Source organism: Chitinophaga sp. 10T418 (assembly GCF_056394125.1).
This window is the reverse complement of the sequence record NZ_JBFTHG010000001.1, coordinates 142,871-162,482: the sequence shown is the minus strand read 5'-3', so window position 1 is coordinate 162,482 and position 19,612 is coordinate 142,871. Positions and strand designations below refer to the sequence as shown.

The following is a 19,612-nucleotide window of genomic DNA, read 5'->3' as shown; positions in this document are numbered from 1 at the left end:
GATACAACAATTCTAAAAACGCAGATGTCTTACTGTCTGGTGACTTTCAATCAACTTCTGTAAAGAATCAATACCCACTTTCAGGTGACGCTCTACAAATTTGGTGGTCACTTTTTTATCGCTTTCTTCTGTTTTCACGCCCTCCGGAACCATTGGCTGATCAGATACCAGCAACAATGCACCAGTTGGAATTTTGTTATAGAAACCCACAGAAAAAATAGTGGCGGTTTCCATATCTACTGCCATGGCCCTAATTTTTTCCAGGTACGCTTTGAATTCTGCATCATGTTCCCACACACGACGGTTGGTGGTATAACAGGTGCCTGTCCAATAATCGTGACCGGAGTCGCGGATGGTGGTGGAAATCGCTTTTTGCAGCGCAAATGCAGGCAGTGCAGGTACTTCCGGCGGAAAATAATCATTGCTGGTACCTTCTCCGCGAATAGCCGCAATAGGAAGTATCAGATCGCCGATGTTGTTTTTCTTTTTAAGTCCGCCGCATTTACCGAGAAACAATACGGCTTTGGGCGTGATGGCGGAGAGCAGGTCCATGACGGTAGCCGCTCCCGGACTTCCCATACCAAAGTTAATAATGGTAATATCGCCTGCAGTGGCGCATTGCATAGGTCTACCGTGGCCAACGATTTCTACGTTGTTCCATTCGGCAAACATGGTCACATAATTACTGAAATTGGTGAGGAGGATGTGGGAGCCGAAGTGCTCCAGTTTCTCACCCGTGTAGCGGGGCAGCCAATTAGCTACAATTTCTTCTTTTGTCTTCATAGCCTTTTGACAAGCAAATATAAGGTTTTGTTCGCTAACGGCAATATTATCCTAATGTAACTATCTTCGCAACAGTATTAAAATCAATTGCAACTTGATCGCTATCAGCTTCCCACCACCGGATTTTAAAATTACCAGAGAAGGCAGTAAAGAGCTGATCTTTGACCGCTATCGTAAAAAATATGTGGTACTGACACCAGAAGAATGGGTAAGACAAAATTTCCTGAACTACCTGGTTCAGGTGTTACAATACCCGGCTTCCCTGATAGGTATTGAAAAGGAAATATTTTTGGGAGAGATGAAGAAGCGTTACGATATCGTGATCTACAATCGTGCTATGCAACCCTGGATGCTGGTAGAATGTAAAGAAATGAATGTACCACTCACAGAACAAACCATGCAACAGGTGATCCGCTACAATATGGTGATACCAGCCACCTACCTGGTAATTACGAATGGTACCAATACTTTTTGTGGCAACTATGTAGCCAATGAAGGAAAGTGGCGGTTCTTACATGCATTGCCGGCCTTTACCTGAGGCAGGGACGTTTAAACCCATCTGCATAAAAAAGCCCCCGCCGGAGGCAGAGGCTTCTACAAAAATTATCTATCACCGTGCATCATGGGAAAATACCCAGTTGCTCGTAAGCAGCACCTACTTTATTAATCGCCACTACGTAAGCGGCTGTACGCATATCATGGATTTGCGGGTTAGCCATCATTACATCACGTACTTCGTGGAGTGCAGCGTGCATCGTTTCTTCCAGACCGGAGTATACCAGATCCACTTCATCCGCACCATGTGCAATGAATTTCCTTTCGTTATCAGACACTTTTTTACCAGTCAGGTCTTCGATGGTTTGCAGAATATGAATGTTCATATTCTCATCGAAACGTTTACCTAAACGGCCATAACGCACGTGGCTCAGGTTTTTCAACCACTCGAAATAAGAAACGGTTACACCACCGGCATTCAGGAACATGTCCGGAACAACGATTACACCTTTCTTATTCAGGATTTCATCTGCTTCCGGTGTTAACGGACCATTGGCAGCTTCTCCGATGATTTTAGCCTTAACATTAGGTGCGTTGTGCTTATGAATTACATTTTCCAGTGCAGCAGGGATCAGGATTTCGCAATCCAGCTCCAGGCCGTCTGTATTTTTATTCAGATTGGAAGCACCCGGGAAGTTCACGATAGAACCGGTCGCTTTTTTGTGCATCAGTACTTCATCAGGATTCAGCCCCTGTTCGTTATAGATAGCACCATCCCACTCGATCAGGCAAATTACTTTAGCACCTGCTTCATGGAAGTATTTGGCAGCGTGGTAACCCACATTACCCATACCCTGTACAATTACTCTCTTACCTTCAATACCGGTAGTCAGCCCCAGACGGTCCATATCTTCCTTGATATTGCACAGTTCGCGCAAACCATAGAATACACCCAAACCAGTAGCTTCTGTACGACCACGTACACCGCCCTGAGAAATAGGTTTACCGGTAACGCAACCATAACCATCAATTTCACCCGGACGTAAGCTCATGTACGTATCCAGGATCCAACTCATTTCTCTTTCGCCGGTTCCATAATCAGGAGCAGGAACATCCGTACCCGGGCCGATAAAGTTTTTCTTCACCAGTTCCGCAGTGTAACGACGGGTAATCGCTTCCAGTTGGAAAGGAGTATAGTTGCGGGGATTGATCTTCAAACCACCTTTGGCACCACCGAATGGCACATTCACAATGGCACATTTGTAGGTCATCAGAGATGCCAGTGCCATTACTTCGTCCTGGTTTACTTCTTCACTGAAGCGGATACCACCCTTACAAGGGAGTTTATGATGGGAATGTTGTACGCGGTAAGCTTCAATTACCTGTACAGAATCGCCTATTCTCACCGGGAATTTAATCTGGTAAACGGCGTTGCAGGCTTTGATCTGCTCCAGGATACCCTTGTCCCATTTGGTGAACGCAGCTGCTTTGTCGAAGCTTTTTTCCACACTCTGGAAGAAGCTATAATGCTGATCTTGCGACATAAATTATTGTTTTGGTATAACGATTAGATTTTATGCTATAACGGATTATTCTTTTCTCTTTCTTCCAGCTTACCGATCTTTCTGTCCAACCTGATAAGAAATAATACAATTCCCAAGAAGATGATCACTAAAACGCCTACAATCACATATATCTTGTCATTGCTGCGGAAGAATTCGTTGACTGGTCCTTTCTCCGTATTCTGCTGTTGTGCATTTGCCAGCACTGTAATGAATAGCAAGACCAGGGTCAGGCAAAATGAAAACGCTTTGTTGATCATTTAAAAATATTTTTAAGCTGTAATTTCTTGTAACGTACCACCAGTGAAAATATCCAGACACTCAGTAAGGTCCATCCGATAAAGGCAGGATACAACACCATTTTCATGGAGCCGGAGGTGTCTTTAGAGGCAAAACCCGGTGTGGAAGCGCTTCCCGGATGCAGGGAATCTACCATGCGGGGAATGATATAAGTAAGTGGTATTAATAACGCAAAAGCAAACACGTTAAAAACTGCGGATATGCGTGCCCGTTTGTCCAGGTCATGAATAGACATCCGCAATACCAGGTAAGCCATATAGATCAGTATGGCGATGGCCGTACACATCTGTTTGGGGTCATCCGTGAGCGTACCGCCCCAGGTATAAGTGGCCCAAAGTGTTCCTGTAGCAAATCCCAATACGCCAAAGAAGGTGCCTACTCCCGCAGCGCTGGCGGCAATCACGTCTTTCTTTAAATCATATTTCGACAGATAAAGCAGGGAGTTGATGATCGATATGGTGAACATGGTATACATACATATCCACATCGGTACGTGAAAGAACAATCCGCGGGATGATTGTCCATTGGTTCCTATTATAGGTATTTTAACAGTGAACCCAGCGATAATTACATATATAAGAAGCAGTATCGCTAATGCTTTCCACCAATGTCTGGCCATTTTTTAACAGCTATATTCGGGGGCAAACCTACACGTTTTAAACCTAATCACAAAGATTTTCGGGGATTTTAAGTTTATCCAACAGCAGTAAATCCCTGTTAAATATCCTTTACAGAAGTACGCATTTTGTTTGATATTTCTAATATCAGTCTTTCCACAGGAACGGGAAAAGTATCATTGTCAGGGCAATTACGAGGATATCCATTCCTCCCAGCAACAGGAACATTTTTGGCAGTTCCGGCTGAAATACGGTGACAAATGCCGATAAAGAGATATTGGCCAGCAGCATCAGCACTGGCATAATGAGCGGAAAACCCATTACGGCCATAAGGGCCGCATTGTGGTTAGCCTGGGCAGCAATAGCCGCCAGCATGGTGAATAACAGCGATAGGCTAACGCCCCCCAGCAGCACCATTCCTATAAAATAGAGGGGATTAATAATGGGATTGCCCAGGAAAGCGATACTGCATATCAATGCTATAAGGCTCATCAGGGTCATTAATATCACGTTGTAGATCAGTTTGGCGGCAATAAACACACGCGGATTCACCAGGGAGTAGAAATACAGGAGGCGCCCCCTGCTTTCCTGCATAAAGCTTTTGGCAACAGCATTCACCGCCACAAACAGCTGTATTACCCAGAAAAGGGCATTCCATACCTTATCTTCCGGCCGCCCCATCATCAGGTTAATAACAAAAACGGTGGATACGATATAGAGCAATACCCCATAAAAAGCATATTGCTGGCGTAATTCCAGCGTAAGATCCTTTTTTACAAGGGTGAGTGTCTGATGTATTGAACTATTTCGGGTCATGGTCGCCGCAAAGATAGCAAAAAGGGGAAAGCAGAAAGCAAAAAGCTATCGAAGCGAATGATCAATAAGAGATTCGCTAAAGTCATCCCCTTCGATAGCTTTTTGCTTTCTGCTTTCAGCTTTATGCGCTTAAAGAAGTATATTAGCCCCTCCATAAAAAGTAGCGATGAACAAAATTCTGGTTGCCAATCGGGGGGAAATAGCCATACGCATTATGCGTTCTGCACGTGAGATGGGAATAAAAACTGTAGCGGTTTATTCCGAGGCAGATCGTACCATGCCATTTGTACAATATGCTGATGAAGCCGTTTGTATAGGCCCTGCACCTTCCAATCAGTCCTATTTACTGGGCGAAAAAATCATTGCAGTAGCCAAAGAAAAAGGCGCCGATGGGATACATCCGGGGTATGGCTTTTTGAGCGAAAATGCCCGTTTTGCCCAGCTGGTCACCGATGCAGGGATTACTTTTATAGGCCCTTCTGCAGCTTCTATCGAGGTGATGGGCAGTAAGCTGGCAGCTAAACAGGCAGCACAGAAATTCGGCGTGCCAATGGTGCCGGGAACGGAAACGCCTCTACGTAGTGTGGAAGAAGCCCGGGAAGTAGTGCAGAAAACAGGATTCCCTATTCTCATCAAAGCCTCTGCCGGTGGTGGTGGTAAAGGGATGCGGGTGGTCAACAACCCCGAAGAACTGGAAGAGCAGATCAGGATGGCTAAAAGTGAAGCCCTGAATGCTTTTGGCGATGATGCCGTATTTATAGAAAAATATGTGGGTTCCCCACGGCATATAGAAATACAGGTGCTGGGCGACCGCCATGGCAACTGTGTTTATTTATTTGAAAGAGAGTGCTCCATACAGCGCCGGCATCAGAAACTGATAGAGGAAGCCCCGTCTTCCTGTCTTACTCCCGCCATCCGGGCGGCCATGGGGCAATGTGCCGTAGATGTAGCCAAAGCCTGTAATTACTATGGCGCCGGCACCGTAGAATTCCTGGTGGATGAGCAGCTGAACTTCTATTTCCTGGAAATGAATACCCGCCTGCAGGTAGAACACCCGGTAACGGAATTGATCACCGGGCTGGACCTCGTAAAAGAACAAATTAAAATAGCCAGAGGCGAAGCACTCTCCTTTACCCAGGAGAGTCTTAAAATCAATGGCCACGCCATAGAATTACGTATTTGTGCAGAAGATCCTGCCAACAATTTCCTACCTGATACCGGCAAACTGGAAACCTATATCCGCCCGCAGGGCTATGGTGTGCGGGTAGACGATGGATATGAGCAAGGCATGGATATTCCTATTTATTATGATCCGATGATTGCCAAGCTCATTGCCTGGGGAAGTGACCGGGAAGAAGCCAGGCTCCGCCTGATGCGGGCCATCGAAGAATACCAGGTAAAAGGTATCAAAACCACCTTACCCTTTGGACACTGGGCCTTACAGCAACCTGCCTTCATCACAGGAAACTTTGATACTAACTTTATCAGTAAGTACTTCACCCCACAATCGTTACAAACGGAATCAGCCGACGTAAATAAACTCGCGGCCATACTGGCTGCGTACGTATGGCAGCAAAACAATATAAATTTACAGGAAGCAGCTATCAGCAATATTCCTTCCGTTTCAGCATGGAAAAAACGGAATATGTTAAGATAAAGCTATAACAGTTGTTAACTTTCGTTAAAGTATTTCCTAAAAACAGGAAAACGTATAACTTTGCGCCAATTTTTATGATGTTACGCAACACCATTTTACAGATTCTTAAGTTCTTTTACCAGCCCTTTTCGAAGGTGATGCCCTGGCAAACCTTCCGCTACCTGGCGTGTGGCGGAGGTAATACCGCGCTGGATATTCTCCTGTATTTTGTGTGTTACAATTTCATACTGCGCCAGCAAATCGTGCATTTTGGCCTTTTTGACATGGGCCCCCATATTGCCGCGTTGTTCATGTCTATGGCGGTTACCTTCCCTACCGGCTTCCTGTTAAGCAAATATGTGGTATTCTCAGAGTCGAACTTACGCGGACGGGTACAATTGTTCCGTTACTTCGTGCTGGTAGGTATCTGCATTGTGCTGAACTATGTGTTAATGAAAATATTTGTAGAGCAGTTTCATTTTTATCCTACTATAGGAAAAATATGTACTACTGCGCTGGTCGTTGTTTTCAGCTACCTGACACAAAAGAAATTTACGTTTAAAGTAAAACAGCAACAACTTTAACAGATAAGATATAAAAGTAAAAACCCCGTCCGGTATGATACCTGACGGGGTTTTTACTTTTATATCTTATCCTATCAGGGAACGTTCTCGTAGTAGCAATGCCTGCATCTCGGCTCGTACAAATCCTTCTCTCCCAGTAACAGGGTTTCTTTCGAAGCGGATTTACGATAAGAATAATTTGCAATATGTCCGCACTTCACGCAGATAGCATGCAGCTTGGTGATATAGTCTGCTTTGGCCAGCAGGAAAGGCATTTGCCCAAAAGGTTTGCCTGTAAAATCCATGTCCAGCCCTGCAATGATTACGCGTATTCCACGCAATGCAAGCTGGTCACATACATTCGGCAACTCATCATCAAAAAACTGTGCTTCATCAATACCCACCACATCAACATCCTGCGCCAGCAGTAATATTTGCTGGGAATTCTCTATTGGGGTGGAAATGATTTTATTTTCATCGTGAGACGTGATACTACCTTCGTCATAACGGGTATCTACTGCGGGTTTAAATATCTCCACTTTTAAATTGGCGATGCGTACCCGTTTCAGCCGGCGGATCAGTTCCTCGGTTTTTCCCGAAAACATAGAGCCGCAAATTACTTCAATCCAGCCCCTCCGTCCTCCTGCAAGAGAAGGTTCAATAAACATATTATACTAATTTGATTATTAATTAATTAAAATATTCTAATTTTATGAAAATAAAATATTTCCATCACTAACCCGTTAACAATTAAGGCATGGAAAAAATTAATGCATTAATTGAGAAACTACAGGAATTAAAAAATTCCGGCGCGGACCTTTCGGCACTTTCGTATTATGCGCAATTGCTACAGGCGGAAGTGCTGCATGCACGCAACAAGCAGCATCAGCAGCGGGTGCAATCTTCCCAGAGTAATATCGCGGTCATTATGCCATCACAATCTGCGATGACCGAAAATATGCCAGCAGCTACTGCGGCGCAAACTACAACATTACCATCAAATAAACAGCCGGAAGTACCAGCACCAATAGAAGAGAAACCACCGCAAGTGGCTCCGGAAGTACCCGTTAAACCAGCATACAATATCCCGGGAACACCCATACCGGCAGCAGCGCAGCCCGAAGCAGAAGACATCAACACCCGCGCAGCCAGGTTAAATACAAACCCTACGTTTAATAATATTACCGCATCAGAAGATATAAATACCAGGGCAGCGAAAGCACAGGAATCTTTTACCAATGCTTCCGTTAACCAAACATTGCCCAAAGTACCCGAAGCGGTAGTGGTTCAACCGGTACCTCCGGTAGTATCAGCACCCGCAACCAACGCAACCGGACCAGCAACACCTCCAGCTACCCCGGAGCCCGTTCTCCCGGCAGCCGCAGAAGTACCGCCTGCCGCGGATCTGGTACCTCCCAAGCCGGAACCCGTGGTGACAGCACAGCCAATACCTACGCTGGCCGCAAATCAACCGATAACGGAAAAGCCAAGACCAGCCACTCTTTTTGACGATGTACCAACTAATGGGAATGGGAATGGCCATACAACTGGTAATACCGGCGAACTCAGAAAAGATCTGAACGAGTTGGCAGGCAATAACGGACTATCCTTAAACGATCGTCTGCGTCAACAACAGGTGGAAGTAGCCCAGAAGCTGGGAGAACTACCCATTAATGACCTCCGGGCAGCTATCGGCATCAATGACAAGTACCAGTTCATCCAGGAGCTTTTCCGGGGTGACAAGGACCTTTATGAGCGTTCGATTAAAACCATTAACGAATGTGGTAATCTGCAGGAAGCAGATTACTGGATACAACGCGAAATCAAGATTATACAAGGCTGGGAAGATGATCATCACCTGGTACAACACTTCTATTCCTTGCTTAAAAAGCGGTTTTCCTGAATATAATGTAATACTTTTTGCGTGGCCCCCGTATTGGCCGCCACGTAATCTCCTGCGATGGCGGCGGTTTTAGTATACGCTTCTTTGTCGCGGAGCCATAATTCCACAACTGCCTTCAGATCACTGGAATGCTGCACCACCACTGCTCCGCCCGCAGCTACCAGCTCTACTGCTTCAAAATATTTTTCAAACTCCGGACCTATCAGCACGGGCTTACTGTATACCGCCGGTTCCAGTATATTATGGATACCGCCTTTAGCCAAACCTCCACCCACATAGGCGATGGTGGCATAGCGGTATAAGGTGGTAAGCATGCCAATGTTATCGATAATCATTACGTTGGCAGTAGCACCAGGCCGCCATTCTGAATATTTAATGGCCTCCGGAAACAGCTGAATGATAGCGCCAATATGGCTATCATGAATTTCATGGGGAGCTATGACCAGCTTTATACCTGTTGCTTCCTTTTCTTTCCACCACTCATTCAGCATTTTTTCATCTTCCGGCCAGGTGCTTCCTGCCACCAGCAAGCTGTTGCCGGCAGCAAATGAGGCGATGGCCGGGATAGCTGTTTGCTCGGATAAGAGGGCAAATACCCGGTCAAAACGGGTATCTCCGCTGATACTACTGTTGTGTAGACCTATGCTTTGCAACAGTTGCAGGGACATACCATTTTGTACAAAAATATGTGTCAGTTGTTGCAGGAGCTGACGGAACATACCTCCATATCCCTTGAAAAACACCTGGTCTTTCCGGAAGATGCCGGATACGAGCAGGGTAGGAATATGGCGTGTATGCAGCGCCGTGAGATAATGGTACCAGAATTCATATTTTATGAAGATGGCTAATGCAGGCTGTACAATATCCAAAAACTCACGGGCATTGCTTTGGGTATCGAGGGGGAGATAATATACAAAATCGGCCCCTTTATAGTCTTTCCGGACTTCGTAGCCGGAGGGTGAAAAAAAAGTTAACAAAATTTTATATGAGGGCCAGGCAGCGCGGATGGCTTCCAAAACGGGTCTTCCCTGCTCAAATTCCCCAAGGGAGGCGGCATGAATCCATACCACGGGTTGGGCCCCTATACCAGCCTGCCGCATGCGGGATTGCCAGTGTTCGCGGCCCTTGAGCCACCGCTGCGCTTTTGTTTTACCTGCCATAGCGGCCAGATGTACCCCTGCCTTGTAAAATTGGAGCCCTGCATTATAAATCCCTGTTGCTATCATTCGCCTGCGTACTTTTACTTAATTTTCAGCTGAATGCAAAGATAATCCCCAGCCAATCTCAAAATTTGTAAATTTGCACACTTTAAACAAAATAAAAATATACGAACATATGGTTCCTATTCAGATGGTGGACTTGAAACGCCAGTATACGAAGATTAAATCCCAGGTAGATGCAGCCATCGAGGAAGTTTTGGAAAGCTCCGCTTTTATTAACGGCGGTGCAGTGCAGAAATTTGCCGGAGAATTAGAAACGTACCTGGGCGTTAAACATGTGATTCCCTGCGCCAATGGAACTGATGCACTTCAAATTGCCATGATGGCACTTGGACTGCAACCCGGCGATGAAGTAATCACTCCTTCTTTTACCTTTATTGCTACTGCAGAAGTAATTGCGCTGCTGCATCTGAAACCGGTTTTTGTGGATGTAGACCCACAAACATATTGTTTGGATATTAATGCCATAGAAAAAGCGATTACGCCTAAAACMAAAGCTATTGTGCCTGTACATTTGTATGGTCATGTAACGGATATGGAACCGCTGATGGCGCTGGCAGCCAGGCACAACTTGTATGTAATTGAAGACAATGCCCAGGCGATAGGAGCTGATTATACTTTTAAAGATGGTACCAAAAAGAAAGCCGGTGCAATTGGTCATATTGGCTGCACGTCTTTCTTCCCTTCCAAAAACCTGGGTTGCTACGGAGACGGTGGCGCTATCTTCACCAATGATGATGAACTGGCAGCCAAACTCCGGATGGTAGCCAACCACGGCCAGTCTGCCCGCTATTACCATGATGTAGTAGGTTGCAATTCCCGCCTGGATTCTGTGCAGGCAGCCGTATTAAATATTAAACTGCCGCTACTGGATGAATATATCAGGGCACGTCGTGCAGTAGCAGATGCCTATGATGCTGCTTTTGCTGATGTACCACAAATCACAACACCTTACCGCGCCCCATACAGCTATCACGTATTTCACCAATACACCCTCCAATTAAACGGAGCCGATAGGAATGAACTGCAGCAATACCTTTCAACAAAGGGAGTACCTGCTATGATCTACTATCCTGTTCCGGGCCACCGCCAAAAAATGTTTGAACATTTCGGCGGCGCTTCATTTGACCTCCCAGTAACCGATAATCTCACCACCAAGGTGATTTCCTTGCCGATACACACTGAAATGGATGCCGATCAACTGGAACACATTATCCAGTCCGTTAAATCATTTTTAAACAATTCCCCCACATGAAGATTACAGTAGTAGGTACCGGTTACGTAGGTCTCGTAACCGGCACCTGTTTTGCCGAAACAGGAAATGATGTCACCTGCGTAGACATTGATGCCAACAAAGTAAAAAAGCTATCTGCAGGTCAGATTACCATTTACGAGCCTGGGCTGGAAAAACTATTTGAACGTAACCTCAAGGAAGAACGTTTGTTTTTTACTACCAGCCTGGAAGAAGGTATTAAAGATGCGGAGGTGATTTTCCTGGCATTACCGACTCCCCCTGGAGCAGATGGCGCAGCAGATCTTTCCTTTGTGCTGAATGTAGCAACGCATTTAGGTAAGATTATGACTGACTACAAAGTAATAGTTGACAAAAGTACAGTACCGGTTGGCACGGCAGAAAAAGTAGCAGCGGCAATTGCGGAAAACTGTACAACCCCATTTGATGTGGTTTCCAACCCAGAATTTTTACGCGAAGGCGTAGCAGTAGATGATTTCATGAAGCCCGACAGAGTAGTCATTGGTACCACTTCTGAAAGAGCACGTAAAGTAATGGGAGAATTGTATGCGCCTTTCGTAAGACAGGGAAATCCGATATTGTTCATGGATGAAAAATCCGCGGAACTGACCAAGTATGCTGCTAACTCTTTCCTGGCCACCAAGATTTCCTTTATGAATGAAATAGCCGTGCTGTGCGAGAAACTAGGTGCTGATGTAGACATGGTTCGCAGAGGCATAGGTAGTGATGATCGTATCGGCAAACGCTTTTTGTTCCCTGGCATCGGCTATGGCGGTAGCTGCTTCCCTAAAGATGTACAGGCATTGGTAAAATCATCTGAAGATGCACAGTATGAGTTTAAAATACTGAATGCCGTAATGGATGTGAACGAGAAACAAAAACTCTTTCTGTTGCCTAAAATAAAGGCTTTCTTCAACAACGATATTAAAGGAAAACACTTTGCGTTGTGGGGACTTGCGTTCAAACCTAATACCGATGATATCAGGGAAGCCCCATCCTTATACATCATTGATGCTTTACTGGCAGAAGGTGCTACTGTAACCGTTTTTGATCCGGAGGCGATGAATAATGTGAAACAAGTAGTAGGCGATAAAATTACTTATGCAGAACATCAGTATACCTGCCTGGAAAATGCCGACGCCTTGATTATTGCTACAGAATGGAGCGTATTCAGAACTCCGGATTTTAATAAAATTTCCGCCAGCCTGAAGAACAAAGCCATTTTTGATGGCAGAAATCTTTTCGAAGTAACGCGTATGAGAGAATTGGGATACCACTACGAAAGTGTAGGACGTATACCTGCTACTATTTAACAACTTATACCAGACATATGGAAAAGAAAAGAATTCTCATTGCTGGCGCCGCCGGATTTCTCGGCTCCCACCTTTGCGATCGTTTTATAAAAGAAGGTTTCCATGTAATAGGCATGGACAACCTCCTCACGGGTAATATCAAAAACATCGAGCATCTTTTCCCTTTGCCGGATTTCGAATATTACCATCACGATGTCACCAAATTTGTACATGTTCCGGGTAAACTGGATTACATATTGAACTTCGCATCACCAGCCAGTCCTATAGACTACCTGAAGATGCCTATTCAAACATTGAAAGTTGGTTCACTGGGTACACATAACCTGTTGGGATTAGCAAAAGAAAAAAAAGCCCGTATCCTCGTTGCCTCTACTTCAGAAGTATATGGCGATCCTAATGTGCATCCTCAACCGGAAGAATACTGGGGTAATGTAAACCCGGTAGGTCCAAGAGGAGTATATGATGAAGCTAAAAGATTCCTGGAGTCTATTACCATGGCTTATCATAACTTCCATGGTGTAGACACCCGTATCATACGTATCTTCAATACTTATGGTCCACGTATGCGACTCAACGATGGCCGCGCTTTACCGGCATTCATGAGTCAGGCATTAAATGGTCAGGATCTTACCGTATTCGGAGATGGCAGTCAGACCCGTTCTTTCTGTTATGTAGATGATCTGGTAGAAGGTATTTACCGCTTATTATTGAGCGATTATCACCTGCCGGTAAATATTGGTAATCCACAGGAGATTACGCTGAATCAATTTGCAGAAGAAATTATTGCATTAACCGGATCTAAACAGAAAATCGTTTATCATCCATTACCAAAAGATGATCCTAAACAACGTCAGCCGGATATTACCAAAGCTCGTACCCTCCTGGGATGGGAGCCTAAGGTGGGCAGACAGGAAGGTTTAAAGATTACCTACGAGTACTTTAAAGAGGCGTTATTAAAATAAAATTATCTGGAATGAAGCGGAAACTATTGATTACTGGCGGGGCCGGGTTCATTGGTTCACATGTAGTACGGCTATTTGTAAATAAATATCCCAACTATCAAATCGTAAACCTGGATGCACTTACTTATGCGGGGAACCTGGAAAACCTGACTGATGTAAAAGATAAATCTAATTACATTTTCGAGAAGGGCGATATCACAGATGAATCTTTCATTGATTCTCTTTTTGAAAAATATCAGTTTGATGGTGTTATTCACCTGGCGGCAGAAAGTCATGTAGACCGTTCTATTATGGACCCACTGGCATTTATCAAAACAAATGTACTGGGAACAGCGGTATTGCTGAATAATGCGCGGAAACACTGGAAAGATAACATGGACGGAAAACTTTTCTATCATGTATCTACTGATGAAGTGTATGGTTCTCTCGGGGAAGAAGGGTTTTTCCTCGAAACAACAGCATATGATCCCCGTTCACCTTACTCCGCTTCCAAAGCCAGCTCTGATCATTTTGTGATGGCTTATCATCATACGTATCATTTGCCCGCTGTCATTTCAAATTGTTCTAACAATTATGGGTCCCACCATTTTCCGGAAAAGCTCATACCACTGGCCATACACAATATCAAAAACAACAGGCCGGTACCCGTATATGGCAAAGGAGAAAACGTACGTGACTGGTTATTTGTAAATGACCATGCAAGGGCTATCGATACCATTTTCCATCACGGAAGAATTGGAGAAACCTATAACGTTGGCGGATTTAATGAGTGGAAAAACATTGATCTTATTCAGCTGCTGTGCAGGATTATGGATCAAAAACTGGGACGTCCGGAAGGAACTTCTGCTCAGCTGATTACTTATGTAAAGGATCGCGCGGGGCATGATCTACGTTATGCGATAGATGCCACCAAACTCAATAAAGAGTTAGGCTGGGAGCCTTCTCTCCAGTTTGAGGAAGGTCTGGAAAAAACAGTGGACTGGTATCTTGAAAATGAAACATGGTTAAACAATGTAACCAGCGGAGATTACCAAAAATATTATAACGAACAATACCAAAAAAGATAGTTACGCTGGCTGGTGATCTGCTGTTATTACAATAGCTGGTCATCAGCCACCAGTAGCCAAATAGTTATTACCATATGGGCTTTCAACAAACCGGAATACCGGACCTTTTAATCTACGAGCCAAAAGTACATGGCGACCATCGAGGCTATTTTTTTGAAAGCTATAACGCCAATACTTTCAGTGTAGAGGGTATTACCTACCAATTTGTTCAGGACAATCAGGCTCGCTCTACCTACGGTGTTTTAAGAGGCCTTCACTATCAGCTGGAACCATATGCACAAACCAAGTTGATAAGAGTCCTGGAAGGAAGCATCATTGATGCGGTAGTGGATATCCGCAAAGGATCTCCTACCTACGGTAAATCTTTTGCCATCGAATTAAGCGCTGCCAACAAATTACAGTTGTTGGTACCCAAAGGATTTGCACATGGTTATGCTGTTATCAGCGAAACAGCAGAAGTAATGTACAAATGCGATAACTTCTACCAAAAAGGCAGCGAAGGTGGTATCATTTATAATGATCCTGCCCTTGACATTAATTGGGGAATTGATTTGAAAGATGCGATCATTTCTGATAAAGACCTTATTCTGCCAACACTGGCAGACATACATCATAATTTTATTTTTAACAGCTGATCATTTGCTATGAAAAACATTCTTGTTACCGGCGGAAACGGTCAATTAGGACAGTCCTTACAAAAGGTAGCCGGCGCTTATCCGCAATTTAACCTGTTATTTACCGATTACCAGGACCTGGATATCACGGATGCAGATGCACTGGCTGCCTATTTCTCTGCACAGCAAATTGATGCCTGCATTAACTGTGCTGCTTATACAGCTGTGGATAAAGCAGAGGAAGATGAAGACAATGCCTTTTTGCTGAACTTCCAGGCGGTGCTGAGCCTCGCAGAAATATGCGCAGAACATCAGGCGCAACTACTGCATATCTCTACAGATTATGTATTCAGCGGCAAACAAAATGTACCTTATACAGAAGCCGATGATACAGATCCGGAGAGCATTTACGGCGCCTCCAAAGTACGTGGGGAAGCTGCGGCAGCAGGCTACAACCCTGATACCATTATACTCCGTACCTCCTGGCTTTATTCCGAATTTGCGGTGAACTTTGTTAAACGCATGAAGCAACTAATGGAGGAAAAACAGGAATTAACCGTTGTATTTGATCAAACAGGTACACCTACTTATGCCGGTGACCTGGCCAAAGCCATCCTGGATATATTGCAATACAAAGCAGCCAATACAGATGTGGCCATTGGAGGTGTATATCACTATAGTAACGAAGGAGTGACCAGCTGGTACGACTTTGCGGTAACTATTAAAGAGATGACCAATGCAACCACCACTATCCACCCGGTTACATCTGACAAATATAAAACTGCAGCAAAACGCCCGGCCTACAGCGTATTGAACAAGGAAAAAATAAAAAGTACTTTCGGTATTACTATCCCCTATTGGAGAGATAGCCTGGCGAAATGCCTGAAAAATATATAAGGCCATACAAGGCTGATTAAAAAGGTCCGGCATGAAAAGAATTCTTTTCATGCCAGACCTTTTTATGGCAGTTTACTTCTTAAGCCCGGTAATTAAAGTTCCTCCCATTTTTTTACCCTCACTAAAAGAGGCTGTCTTTATCGGACCAAAGGCAGGGGCAAACCATTCCACCGCGGTAAACTTCCTGGGCACGACTTTGTTCATCATTGTCATCTGAAAATCAAGGTCATAGCTGATAACATAACAGTTCCAGCTACCGGCAGCGGTGGTAACATTTTCTCTTCCTGTTACCCTCCGGTTATGGATAGTATAACTGAGCACCATTTCCATGCCCTTTACCTTATTCTTCATTTCATACGAACCTCCCTGTAGTTCCTGTCCTACCTGCATATGAGAAGGGTAATCCAGAAAAGCCCCGTTAGATTTACCCTCCATTTTTGTGTCTGTTGTGTTGGGCATAGATGGAAAATTCATTTTCATGTCTACCGCCGCCCCATTACCACTACATTTGAAATGCCCGGTACTGGTGGCTACCTGCTTACTATTCTTGTCATAATAGGTATTGGTGAAATCAGATATGACACCATCGCCATCTTTATGCACATTATTGACTTTATAGATGGTTTTACCAGTGGCGACGTCACTGCCATCGTACACGGTCATTTCAATTTCGGCATTATTCAGCAGGTAATAGAACCCTTTACAATCCTGTGCTATTGCGGGTGTAACATAACATAGGGGTAATAAAAAAATAAGTAAGCTTTTCATAAAACAAGGTGTTTTGGGGAAGATGAAAAATAGATATCTTATGAATTAACCTTACGATGGATGAATCAACCGGCTGGCTGCTACTATAAATTTACATAGATATTTGTTAGATCTGACCTCCCTCCCTTAAAATGGACGAATCCTGTTAATTTTATGTAGGTTTGCAAAAATTGTTATTAAAATCATGAATCTGATAGAAGAACTGCGCTGGCGGGGTATGCTACAGGATATGATGCCTGGAACGGAAGAGCAACTGCAAAAGGAAATGACCACTGCTTATATTGGTTTTGACCCTACAGCAGCGTCATTGCACATCGGTAGCCTGGTACCTATTCTGCTGCTGGTGCACCTGCAAAAGGCAGGACATAAGCCCCTCGCGCTGGTGGGCGGCGCTACCGGCATGGTAGGCGACCCCTCCTTTAAAGCGGAAGAAAGAAAAATGCTGGACCTCGATACCCTGCAAAAAAATGTGAATGGTATCAAAGCACAGCTGGAACGCTTCCTGGATTTTGATCCTGCCAAACCCAATGCGGCAGAAATGGTGAATAACTTCGACTGGTTCCAACACATTTCCTTCCTCGATTTTATTCGCGATACCGGTAAACACATCACCGTAAATTATATGATGGCCAAAGATTCCGTTAAAAAACGAATCGAAGGCGACAACGGGATGTCATTCACAGAATTTACCTATCAACTGATACAGGGCTACGATTTCTATCATTTGTATACCGCTAAAAACTGTAAACTGCAGATGGGTGGCTCCGATCAGTGGGGGAACATTGTTACCGGTACTGAACTGGTGCGCCGTAAAGCACGCGGTGAGGCATTCGCATTTACCTGCCCGCTCATTAAAAAAGCAGATGGCACCAAATTCGGCAAAACCGAATCAGGAACAATATGGCTGGATCCTAAACGCACGTCTCCATATGCCTTCTACCAGTTCTGGCTGAAAACAAGTGACGTTGATGCAGAAAGCTATATCAGAATCTTCACTTTTATGGAACAATCCGAAGTGGAAGAATTAATTGCACAACATCAGCAGGATCCCGGACAACGACTGCTACAGAAACGTCTGGCAAAAGAAGTAACGGTATTCATACATGGTGAAGAAAGCTACAATTATGCAGTAGAAGCATCTGCCATATTGTTTAATAAAAATACAGAAGCGCTCCTGCTGTCACTTTCTGAAGAAGATCTGATAGAGGTAATGGACGGAGTTCCTCAATATGATGTACCCAGAACAGACCTGGAAGCCGGTAAGGATATTGTAAGTCTGCTGGCAGAAACCGGCATTTTCCCGAGCAAAAGTGAAGCCCGTAAAACAGTGCAGGGTGGCGGTGTCAGTGTAAATAAAGTAAAAGTTCCTGGCATTGATATGGTGATCAATACCTCTTCACTGCTAAGAGATAAATACATTCTGCTACAAAAAGGGAAAAGTTATTTCCTTGTAAAAGCGGTATAGTGTATAAAACTTACATAAACAGAAAAGGCTGGTATCACTACCAGCCTTTMTTTTTTATACTCATTACCCATATTATTTCAATCCATACTTCTTCTCGTACTTCTCATACAATTGCTTCTGCTTATTATCCAGGTTGATTTCTCTGCCCTGAATAAATGCTTTTGTAATCACGCTGGATTTCATATCCAGCATATCACCTGTGCTGATCGCAATGTTAGCATCCTTGCCGGCTTCCAGCGAACCGGTTATTTTATCGATGCCCAATATCCTGGCGGCATTCAGCGTCACCGCGGTCAGGGCTTCTTCTTTGCTGAGTCCGAAAGCGCTGGCAGTACCGGCTTCAAAGCCCAGGTTACGTTGTTGCCAGAAGCCTTCATTGCTCAGGCAAAACAGCACACCTGCTTTTTGCAGTTGAGCCGCAGCTTTATAAGGCTGGTCTACATCATCGTCCTGCATCACCGGCAAGCTATGTGGTTGTGTTAAAATCACCGGCACATTATTTTGTTTCAGGATGTCTGCGATGAGCCAGGCATCAGTGCCACCTACGATAGTGACGTCTACATTAAACTCCTTTGCAAAATCAATGGCGATCAGCATTTCTTTCACCAGGTTGCAATGAATAAAAAGCTTTTGCTCTTTGGAAAACAGCTTGCGCATAGATTCAAACTTCAGATTGGTAGCCGTGTGTTTGGCTTCCTGCTGATATGCTTTTGCTTCGCGGAAAAATGTTCTTACGGTTTCAATCTGTTCCATGGCAGCTTTCAGGCGATCAACGGCCGGAGCAGCCCCGCCACGTCCGCCACCACCACTGGTTACGGGCAACAGGCTGGGTAAGTAAAAATGCAGGGCATTATCTGTTTTATATGCTGCATCTTCCCAGTTCCAGGCATCCAGTTGTACTACAGAAGAAACACCGCTGATGATACCTCCTTCCGGCGTTACCTGTGCCAGTAGGATGCCATTAGAGCGCAGGGTATTGATCACTTTTGAATCCGCATTATAGGCAATAATGGACCGTACTGATGGATTTATTTCTCCGACTTCCTTCACATCAATGGTAGCACGTACGCTTTCAAATTCTATCAGGCCCAGCTGGGACTCCGGCGCAATGATGCCCGGATATACATGCTGCCCTTTCAGATCTACTACGGTAGCATCGCTACCGGCGGCAGACACATTACTACCTACCGCAGTAATTTTTCCTTTGCTGAATGCAATCGTTCCATTATTGATTACCTCACCGTTACCCACGTGAATAGTAGCATTGGTAAGATATACCGGCTTATCCTGTGGCGCAGCCGGCGATATAGTTTCCTGTGCATAGGCGGTATGTAACGCGATAGCCAGGCCAAATAAAATCATGATACTTTTCATAGCTG

General features: G+C 44.6%; 20 protein-coding genes. 11 read left to right on the top strand and 9 right to left on the bottom strand.

What is annotated here, in order from left to right; translation table 11 throughout:
* Positions 1-12 precede the first annotated feature (12 nt).
* Entirely contained in the window at positions 13-783 is a 771-nt protein-coding gene (locus tag AC1DCV_RS00620) for an AMP nucleosidase (RefSeq protein WP_477021393.1), read from the bottom strand.
* A 94-nt stretch (positions 784-877) separates the two neighbouring features.
* Between AC1DCV_RS00620 and AC1DCV_RS00615 the strand changes: the two genes are divergently transcribed.
* Entirely contained in the window at positions 878-1,321 is a 444-nt protein-coding gene (locus tag AC1DCV_RS00615) for a type I restriction enzyme HsdR N-terminal domain-containing protein (protein WP_477021392.1), read from the top strand.
* A gap of 82 nt (positions 1,322-1,403) precedes the next feature.
* Here the strand turns inward: AC1DCV_RS00615 and AC1DCV_RS00610 are convergent, their stop codons facing one another.
* The 4 genes from AC1DCV_RS00610 to AC1DCV_RS00595 form a co-directional block, all read right to left on the bottom strand.
* Positions 1,404-2,822, bottom strand: a complete 1,419-nt coding sequence (locus AC1DCV_RS00610) for a Glu/Leu/Phe/Val family dehydrogenase (protein WP_441572713.1) — start codon at positions 2,820-2,822, stop codon at positions 1,404-1,406.
* A 35-nt stretch (positions 2,823-2,857) separates the two neighbouring features.
* On the bottom strand, positions 2,858-3,100 hold the full coding sequence (locus AC1DCV_RS00605) for a CcmD family protein (RefSeq protein WP_477021391.1): 243 nt from the start codon (positions 3,098-3,100) through the stop codon (positions 2,858-2,860).
* Positions 3,097-3,759, bottom strand: a complete 663-nt coding sequence (gene ccsA, locus AC1DCV_RS00600) for a cytochrome c biogenesis protein CcsA (RefSeq protein ID WP_441572715.1) — start codon at positions 3,757-3,759, stop codon at positions 3,097-3,099. The genes AC1DCV_RS00605 and ccsA overlap by 4 nt, the downstream gene beginning before the upstream one ends.
* 145 nt (positions 3,760-3,904) lie before the next feature.
* Positions 3,905-4,573: a heme exporter protein CcmB gene (locus AC1DCV_RS00595; protein ID WP_441572716.1), complete on the bottom strand. Its 669-nt coding sequence runs from the start codon at positions 4,571-4,573 to the stop codon at positions 3,905-3,907.
* Positions 4,574-4,739: 166 nt separating this feature from the next.
* Between AC1DCV_RS00595 and accC the strand changes: the two genes are divergently transcribed.
* Both accC and AC1DCV_RS00585 read left to right on the top strand, forming a co-directional pair.
* Positions 4,740-6,230, top strand: a complete 1,491-nt coding sequence (accC, locus tag AC1DCV_RS00590; RefSeq protein ID WP_477021390.1) for an acetyl-CoA carboxylase biotin carboxylase subunit — start codon at positions 4,740-4,742, stop codon at positions 6,228-6,230.
* Between the two features lie 74 nt (positions 6,231-6,304).
* A complete protein-coding gene (locus tag AC1DCV_RS00585) occupies positions 6,305-6,793 on the top strand; it encodes a GtrA family protein (protein ID WP_477021389.1) in 489 nt (162 codons plus the stop codon).
* Between the two features lie 74 nt (positions 6,794-6,867).
* On the opposite strand, the gene AC1DCV_RS00580 is transcribed toward AC1DCV_RS00585, so the two are convergent.
* Positions 6,868-7,440 carry a thymidine kinase gene (locus tag AC1DCV_RS00580; RefSeq protein WP_441572719.1) on the bottom strand — a complete coding sequence of 191 codons (573 nt, stop codon included), beginning with the start codon at positions 7,438-7,440 and terminating at the stop codon, positions 6,868-6,870.
* An 89-nt stretch (positions 7,441-7,529) separates the two neighbouring features.
* Here AC1DCV_RS00580 and AC1DCV_RS00575 point away from each other — a divergent pair, with 89 nt between their 5' ends.
* Positions 7,530-8,675: a hypothetical protein gene (locus AC1DCV_RS00575; protein WP_477021388.1), complete on the top strand. Its 1,146-nt coding sequence runs from the start codon at positions 7,530-7,532 to the stop codon at positions 8,673-8,675.
* Here AC1DCV_RS00575 and AC1DCV_RS00570 read toward each other — a convergent pair.
* Positions 8,645-9,901 (bottom strand): 3-deoxy-D-manno-octulosonic acid transferase, encoded by a 1,257-nt coding sequence (locus AC1DCV_RS00570; protein ID WP_477021387.1) that lies wholly within the window; start codon positions 9,899-9,901, stop codon positions 8,645-8,647. The two genes, AC1DCV_RS00575 and AC1DCV_RS00570, sit on opposite strands and share 31 nt — an antisense overlap.
* Positions 9,902-10,010: 109 nt before the next feature.
* On the opposite strand from AC1DCV_RS00570, the gene AC1DCV_RS00565 reads away from it, so the two are divergent.
* The 6 genes from AC1DCV_RS00565 (at position 10,011) to rfbD (ending at position 16,000) form a co-directional block, all read left to right on the top strand.
* Positions 10,011-11,150 carry a DegT/DnrJ/EryC1/StrS family aminotransferase gene (locus AC1DCV_RS00565; RefSeq protein WP_477021386.1) on the top strand — a complete coding sequence of 380 codons (1,140 nt, stop codon included), beginning with the start codon at positions 10,011-10,013 and terminating at the stop codon, positions 11,148-11,150.
* Complete coding sequence (locus AC1DCV_RS00560) at positions 11,147-12,460, top strand: UDP-glucose dehydrogenase family protein (RefSeq protein WP_477021385.1); 1,314 nt, start codon at positions 11,147-11,149, stop codon at positions 12,458-12,460. Before AC1DCV_RS00565 ends, AC1DCV_RS00560 begins: the two co-directional genes overlap by 4 nt.
* Before the next feature lie 17 nt (positions 12,461-12,477).
* Positions 12,478-13,422 (top strand): UDP-glucuronic acid decarboxylase family protein, encoded by a 945-nt coding sequence (locus AC1DCV_RS00555; protein ID WP_477021384.1) that lies wholly within the window; start codon positions 12,478-12,480, stop codon positions 13,420-13,422.
* Positions 13,423-13,433: 11 nt separating this feature from the next.
* Positions 13,434-14,489, top strand: coding sequence for a dTDP-glucose 4,6-dehydratase (gene rfbB, locus AC1DCV_RS00550; protein ID WP_477021383.1), 1,056 nt, complete (start codon positions 13,434-13,436; stop codon positions 14,487-14,489).
* A 74-nt stretch (positions 14,490-14,563) separates the two neighbouring features.
* Entirely contained in the window at positions 14,564-15,124 is a 561-nt protein-coding gene (rfbC, locus tag AC1DCV_RS00545; protein WP_477021382.1) for a dTDP-4-dehydrorhamnose 3,5-epimerase, read from the top strand.
* A gap of 9 nt (positions 15,125-15,133) precedes the next feature.
* The gene (rfbD, locus tag AC1DCV_RS00540) at positions 15,134-16,000 is read left to right on the top strand and encodes a dTDP-4-dehydrorhamnose reductase (protein ID WP_477021381.1); all 867 of its coding nucleotides are present in this window, start codon (positions 15,134-15,136) and stop codon (positions 15,998-16,000) included.
* A 72-nt stretch (positions 16,001-16,072) separates the two neighbouring features.
* On the opposite strand, the gene AC1DCV_RS00535 is transcribed toward rfbD, so the two are convergent.
* Entirely contained in the window at positions 16,073-16,768 is a 696-nt protein-coding gene (locus AC1DCV_RS00535; protein WP_477021380.1) for a TapB family protein, read from the bottom strand.
* A 184-nt stretch (positions 16,769-16,952) separates the two neighbouring features.
* On the opposite strand from AC1DCV_RS00535, the gene tyrS reads away from it, so the two are divergent.
* Positions 16,953-18,233 (top strand): tyrosine--tRNA ligase, encoded by a 1,281-nt coding sequence (gene tyrS, locus AC1DCV_RS00530; RefSeq protein ID WP_477021379.1) that lies wholly within the window; start codon positions 16,953-16,955, stop codon positions 18,231-18,233.
* 72 nt (positions 18,234-18,305) lie between these two features.
* Here the strand turns inward: tyrS and AC1DCV_RS00525 are convergent, their stop codons facing one another.
* Positions 18,306-19,607, bottom strand: a complete 1,302-nt coding sequence (locus tag AC1DCV_RS00525; protein WP_477021378.1) for an amidohydrolase family protein — start codon at positions 19,605-19,607, stop codon at positions 18,306-18,308.
* Positions 19,608-19,612 lie beyond the last annotated feature (5 nt).

Coding starts and splice junctions, on each gene's coding strand:
- AC1DCV_RS00525 (WP_477021378.1), bottom strand. CDS start 19,607: ATGAAAAGTATCATGATTTTATTTGGCCTGGCTATCGCGTTACATACC.
- AC1DCV_RS00620 (WP_477021393.1), bottom strand. CDS start 783: ATGAAGACAAAAGAAGAAATTGTAGCTAATTGGCTGCCCCGCTACACG.
- AC1DCV_RS00555 (WP_477021384.1), top strand. CDS start 12,478: ATGGAAAAGAAAAGAATTCTCATTGCTGGCGCCGCCGGATTTCTCGGC.
- AC1DCV_RS00610 (WP_441572713.1), bottom strand. CDS start 2,822: ATGTCGCAAGATCAGCATTATAGCTTCTTCCAGAGTGTGGAAAAAAGC.
- AC1DCV_RS00595 (WP_441572716.1), bottom strand. CDS start 4,573: ATGACCCGAAATAGTTCAATACATCAGACACTCACCCTTGTAAAAAAG.
- AC1DCV_RS00570 (WP_477021387.1), bottom strand. CDS start 9,901: ATGATAGCAACAGGGATTTATAATGCAGGGCTCCAATTTTACAAGGCA.
- AC1DCV_RS00575 (WP_477021388.1), top strand. CDS start 7,530: ATGGAAAAAATTAATGCATTAATTGAGAAACTACAGGAATTAAAAAAT.
- AC1DCV_RS00560 (WP_477021385.1), top strand. CDS start 11,147: ATGAAGATTACAGTAGTAGGTACCGGTTACGTAGGTCTCGTAACCGGC.
- AC1DCV_RS00605 (WP_477021391.1), bottom strand. CDS start 3,100: ATGATCAACAAAGCGTTTTCATTTTGCCTGACCCTGGTCTTGCTATTC.
- rfbB (WP_477021383.1), top strand. CDS start 13,434: ATGAAGCGGAAACTATTGATTACTGGCGGGGCCGGGTTCATTGGTTCA.
- rfbC (WP_477021382.1), top strand. CDS start 14,564: ATGGGCTTTCAACAAACCGGAATACCGGACCTTTTAATCTACGAGCCA.
- rfbD (WP_477021381.1), top strand. CDS start 15,134: ATGAAAAACATTCTTGTTACCGGCGGAAACGGTCAATTAGGACAGTCC.
- tyrS (WP_477021379.1), top strand. CDS start 16,953: ATGAATCTGATAGAAGAACTGCGCTGGCGGGGTATGCTACAGGATATG.
- AC1DCV_RS00580 (WP_441572719.1), bottom strand. CDS start 7,440: ATGTTTATTGAACCTTCTCTTGCAGGAGGACGGAGGGGCTGGATTGAA.
- accC (WP_477021390.1), top strand. CDS start 4,740: ATGAACAAAATTCTGGTTGCCAATCGGGGGGAAATAGCCATACGCATT.
- AC1DCV_RS00585 (WP_477021389.1), top strand. CDS start 6,305: ATGATGTTACGCAACACCATTTTACAGATTCTTAAGTTCTTTTACCAG.
- AC1DCV_RS00535 (WP_477021380.1), bottom strand. CDS start 16,768: ATGAAAAGCTTACTTATTTTTTTATTACCCCTATGTTATGTTACACCC.
- ccsA (WP_441572715.1), bottom strand. CDS start 3,759: ATGGCCAGACATTGGTGGAAAGCATTAGCGATACTGCTTCTTATATAT.